At 45.5% G+C, this 5,097-nt stretch carries 4 protein-coding genes and 1 tRNA gene; 2 read left to right on the top strand and 3 right to left on the bottom strand.

From position 1 onward, the window contains the following. The first annotated feature begins 528 nt into the window (after positions 1 to 528). On the top strand, positions 529 to 729 hold the full coding sequence (locus tag EWV68_RS15050; RefSeq protein WP_002798182.1) for a hypothetical protein: 201 nt from the start codon (positions 529 to 531) through the stop codon (positions 727 to 729). A 1,199-nt stretch (positions 730 to 1,928) separates the two neighbouring features. On the opposite strand, the gene EWV68_RS15045 is transcribed toward EWV68_RS15050, so the two are convergent. The 3 genes from EWV68_RS15045 to EWV68_RS15035 form a co-directional block, all read right to left on the bottom strand. Next, complete coding sequence (locus EWV68_RS15045; protein ID WP_287170273.1) at positions 1,929 to 3,116, bottom strand: FtsW/RodA/SpoVE family cell cycle protein; 1,188 nt, start codon at positions 3,114 to 3,116, stop codon at positions 1,929 to 1,931. Between the two features lie 70 nt (positions 3,117 to 3,186). Beyond that, positions 3,187 to 4,131 (bottom strand): isoaspartyl peptidase/L-asparaginase, encoded by a 945-nt coding sequence (locus EWV68_RS15040; RefSeq protein WP_002757342.1) that lies wholly within the window; start codon positions 4,129 to 4,131, stop codon positions 3,187 to 3,189. A 263-nt stretch (positions 4,132 to 4,394) separates the two neighbouring features. Beyond that, positions 4,395 to 4,467: transfer RNA gene (locus EWV68_RS15035), tRNA-His, on the bottom strand. 101 nt (positions 4,468 to 4,568) lie between these two features. Between EWV68_RS15035 and EWV68_RS15030 the strand changes: the two genes are divergently transcribed. Further along, positions 4,569 to 4,955 (top strand): DUF4359 domain-containing protein, encoded by a 387-nt coding sequence (locus EWV68_RS15030; protein ID WP_061431943.1) that lies wholly within the window; start codon positions 4,569 to 4,571, stop codon positions 4,953 to 4,955. Positions 4,956 to 5,097: the final 142 nt, after the last annotated feature.

Here is a 5,097-nt window from a genome sequence, read left to right as displayed (position 1 = left end):
GACTCTGTGTAAGACAGTACATGGTTTTTTAACTGTGGTATGCGACGGTGGTGGAAGCAGAAACTTAAATCGTGAGGTTTAGGAATCGCCGCACTTTTAGGGCGGCGAGGATGTCAAGACTGACAATTGTTCCCTAGACATGGAAAAGCCCTCGGGAGTCTTGCCGTGTTTCGACCCCAAGGACTTTGCTTTCTTCTCACTCCTCACACAATTAAAATATATAGCAATTTATGGGTTAGGGAAAGGTTAAGCGTGCCGCTTTCTTAACTGGCATAATTACTTAGCTAGGGTTGAGAGCGGCAAAAGGATTAGCAAGATGTGTCCGACTAAATCCTGTTTAAAAAGTATAGGAAATTCGAGAGGGGTCAGTGGGGAGCGGCCTAGCAGCAAGCGGGCAGAAACAATCCATAACTTGGGAGTTAATCGCACTATTAAAAACGGATTTGGTGTAATTAATTTTGCTTAGGTACTTAAAAAAAGTTGGGTTAAAATATAAAGGCCAAATCTAGTCAGAAAAAGAGAATTTTTATGGAAAAACAGGTAAATTGTGCTGTAGATTGCCTAAATGGTTGTATTTTAGGCGATAAATGCCCCAATCAAGCTCATGCCGCTGAAGCAGCCAAATTCATTGCCGAAACTTCTTTGGAAAAGATGCTAGAAATGGCAGAAGCCGCTAGACTAAAAAAACTGACGCAACCGACCCAATGGATTATTCCCGATGATTTCTAGGGTTTGGCCGGGGAACGGGGAACGGGGGTTAGTTCGCACCTTGCCGACAAAATTGGCTACAGTTCCCCTGGGGTGCGGGGTAATACGGCTCGGTTAAGCCTAAAACTCTGGTTGAGACTGCATGGGAGCGGGGAGCGGCTATGGCCAGAAATCTTAAGAAAATCTTTAATTAGAGCTTGCTGAATAAATCTAATACTAAATCCGGTTATTAAAGACTGATTATTTATTCCCCCTTTTGCATGAGTGCCTGTCCTCATCAGTAGCTTATACTCAACGGATTTAGTATAAAAACCTTGTTGGATAAGACTTTTAGACTTTTTGTCAATCAAAAAGTACTGACCCTGGGAGTGAGCGGGGGGAAAATTCCGGTACTTTTTCCCTGAAAATTAGGTAGGGTTTGCTGAATAAATCTAAAAACCTTGTTGGGTAAGACTTTTAGACTTTTTGTCAATCAAAAAGTACCAGGCATGGGAGTGATCAGGGGGAAAATTCCTGGACTTTTTCCCTGAAAATTAGGTAATTGGTCACCTGAAAATGGGTAAAACCCGACACCCCACCTGCCCCCCCGATGTCGGGGGGGGTTGGGGGGGCCACACCCTGCCACCACCGAAAAACTTTTTGCCGCAAACCCTATTTATTCTCCCTTCTCCCTTCTCCCTTCTCCTCTTTCCCCTTTCCCTTCTCTGCAATAATTACTCGCAGCCAGAAATCCATTGGGCTTCTATCATACTTTGTGCTTTTTGTCAAAAAAACTTTTTTTTTGCAATAAAACTACACAAAAAAAAGATCATCGTTGCCCGTGAAATTGACTGATTTACCCGTCTTAATTAGGATCACCCTGTAGGTGTGGCAAGGGTTTCAACCATTGCTAACCAAAAAAGCACAAAATAACCCATTATGAAATTCTATCAAATCGCTGTCACCATTGTAACATCGTTGTTAAATAAAAATCTTTCTCAATTAATTCTTAAGAATTTGTAAATATTGCGGAATGTTAATTTAAATATTCTCAAGTTTTTGGAATCAATCAATAATTTTTACTTATCTTTGTCGAACATTGGGTGAGGAGTCAGGAATCAGGAGATAGGGGGGTCACTGCTTGCGCGTTGCGGGGGGTTTTGGGGTGATAGGGTGATGAGACAGCTTCCCCACTTCCCCACTTCATAATTCATGACTCATAATTCATAATTCCCAATCCATCACTGATGACTGAAAACCGAGACAATTTTCTGAGGACTTTTTTTACTGGTGGAAACCAGATCGGGGTCATTTTCTTCCCTAGCCACCCGGATTAAGAGGGCGGCTAAAAAGAGACTGGCTAAACTGGAACTGCCGCCATAACTAAAGAGAGGGAAAGGTAAGCCAGTAGTGGGTAAAGAACCAGTGGCCACACCGATATTTAACAGGGATTGACCGATTAAAATTACCATCGCCCCGATCGCCACTAATTTTTTGATGCGATGACGACATTTAACCGCCACGATTAGGGCGAGAGTAGCGTAGAGAAATAGCATGATTAACAGTAAAATACCGCCAATAAAACCAAATTCCTCGCCAAAGACAGCGAAAATAAAATCCGTATCCGGGAAGGGTAGATAAAATAATTTTTGTTGGGATAAACCGTAACCGCTGCCGGTGGTTCCGCCAGAACCGATCGCCAGTAAACTCTGCACTAATTGATAACCATCACCCCGGGGATCCTGCCAAGGGTTTAAGAAAGACAAAATCCGTTTTCTCTGGTATTCGCGGAAAGTAACACTAACCACGGCCATAGTTAAACCCAGTAAAGCGGTGCTGGTCATGTAGGATAAAGGCAGACCGGAGGCAAGAGCGATCAGCCAGAGAGTTATACCACACAGAGCAGTGGTACTCAAGTTAGGTTGTAAGAGGATGCCCGCTAGAATTAGCCCAAAAATAGCGATCCAAGTTAACCGTTGATTGACATTTAAACGCGGCCAACCACCGAAAACCGCCGCCCCTTGCAGGACGAGAAACGGTTTCATAAATTCCGACGGTTGCAAGAGAATCGGCCCGATTTTAATCCAACGGGTGGCACCGTTGATATTAGTTCCCAAACCGGGGATAAGAGTGATCAAAATTAATCCTAAAACTAATAAAATCATCCAGGGTGCGATTTTGAGGAGTTTCTCGATCGGCAATCGCACCAGGAAATTAAAGCCAATTAAGCCAATCCAAAGCCAGATTAATTGGCGGATAAAATAGTATAGTCCGTTATCAAAGCGACTGTCAGCCAGAGCGTAGGAAGCGGAAAAAAGCACCACTAACCCGACTAACAGCCACAAAAAAGTCATCCAGCGCAATAATCGCGCTTCGGCTGACCAGTTTTTCACATCGGGGTCAAAAATAGGAATAATGTATTGCCACACGGAGATTTTCGAGAAGAAGTATCTTGTACAGATTAACCGAAAAGACTAGGCTCGATCGCAGTTTGTTCCACTATCCGACGGCGACATGACCGATTAAACCGACATTTTCACCGTGCCATTCTAGGGTATCACCGATCGCCTGACCGTCGTGATAGGCAGCCAAGAGAATTTCCGCCGTTTTCCCCCAAACAATATTCCCCTGACGATCAAGGGAAATCATGCCCAGATCCCGACCATTAGTTTGGGATTCGCGCATGGATTTCTCCACGGCAGCGGCGAGGGAAAAACCATCGGTGACGCGAATGACCACCTTAGCGGCTAAACATTCATCGATAATATCTTCCCCGACCCCCGTACAGCTTACTCCCGCCCATGGATTCGCATAATTGCCGGCCGGCATGGCACTGTCACTAACGCGACCGATTCTTTCTAGTCCCTTCCCCCCGGTAGAAGTTCCGGCGGCGATGTCTCCTTGCTGATCAAGAGCCACTACCCCGATAGTTCCCCGTTGTGCTGACGAATCGGCAAATAAACGGGCCATTTTACGGTTAAAATTCGTCTTTCTTTCCTCCATCCATTCTTGAATCCGATAATCGGTGAGGGGATCATAGAGGGGAATTTGTAATTCTCTGGCCAGATCTGCAGCTCCAATTTCCGAGAGAATGCGATCCTCTTGACTTTGGAGAAATTGAGCCAGGCTAATGGGATTCTGTACCCGCGAGACGTTAATGACACCGCTTAAACGCTGGTGACGACCATCCATCAAGGCTGCACTCATTCGCACCTGACCGTCCGATTGCACCACCGAACCGGTCCCGGCATTAAATCGCGGTTCATCCTCCAGTAACATACATCCTTTTGTCACCGCCTCCACAGCACTAGCACCATTGTCAAGGAGGTTGTAAATATTCTTAACAATCCCCCGGAGAGAATCGCGGACTGATTCTAAACCACCTTTGTCCTCTAGGGAACTCGCTCCCCCATGAATAATTAACTTCGGATTTACTTTGGTCATTATTGTCCCAATATCACATTACCGATCGGATCTAAACTATCACGTTATCGCTACTCCGCTTCTCCAGTGCCGTCTTAACCTGTAAGTAGGGTTTGCGGCAAAAAGTTTTTCGTGGGGACAGGGTGTGGCCCCCCCAACCCCCCCGACATCGGGGGGGCAGGTGGGGTGTAGGGTTTTACCGATAACGAATTGATTGGGGATTTGAGCGGGTAAGTGCCAATTGACTCCCTCAAAGCCTAATCATCAGCGATCCTTAAAAAGAGGGCGAACGAGGGGACTCGAACCCCCGAGTGGTGGAACCACAATCCACTGCCTTAACCACTTGGCTACGCTCGCCGTACAACTATCTACTATACCAGAAAACGAATCGTTGACAACAGGTTTTTTATCCTAATTCGGGCTATGGTTAGGGTAAGTGAGTGATGATTTGAGAGCTTATGAAATTGGCGCGGTTAGGGGGAATGGTGGTAGGAGTGGTTTTAGGGGGAATTGCGGGGATATTGCTGACAACTAACCCCAATCGTCAAGATTACGAACAATACGCTTCCCAGAGGTTAACTAGCTATCTTAAGGATAATGTCTGCGCTCGGGCGCAAGCTTCCATCGAGGTGCAGGCTCTCTTGCGGGGTTACTGTAAAATGTTGGTGGATACGGGTCATCCTTTTTTACAAGAAGCGATCGCCACTAACACCACTAGAAAGAATTTTGTCATTTTCAGCGTTTATCAAACGGAATTATGGTTCCCTCCCCCTTTACCTAGTTATCACTTCAGCACCGTCGGTTTTTTGAATAAATTATACATCTACGAAGCTTTAGAATTGTAGTCAGGCAATGGAAATTTTCTGAGATTGACGCTCCCATCGCACTAAGCGCTTCGGGATTCCCTGTTCATCCAGTTACCTTATCTACTAAGCTTTCACCTAATAGACAGTGGGTAGTCTGTCCGAGGGCTTGAATTTCTGTCCG

Origin of the sequence: Microcystis sp. M_QC_C_20170808_M9Col (genome assembly GCF_007095495.1) — a bacterium.
GTDB lineage: Bacteria > Cyanobacteriota > Cyanobacteriia > Cyanobacteriales > Microcystaceae > Microcystis > Microcystis aeruginosa.
The sequence above is the reverse complement of the archived record's forward strand: the minus strand, read 5'-3'. Positions and strand labels throughout refer to the sequence as shown.

Bases quoted from the DNA above. Each gene is read 5' to 3' on its own strand.
- EWV68_RS15050 (WP_002798182.1), top strand. From the start codon at position 529: ATGGAAAAACAGGTAAATTGTGCTGTAGATTGCCTAAATGGTTGTATT.
- EWV68_RS15040 (WP_002757342.1), bottom strand. From the start codon at position 4,131: ATGACCAAAGTAAATCCGAAGTTAATTATTCATGGGGGAGCGAGTTCC.
- EWV68_RS15030 (WP_061431943.1), top strand. From the start codon at position 4,569: ATGAAATTGGCGCGGTTAGGGGGAATGGTGGTAGGAGTGGTTTTAGGG.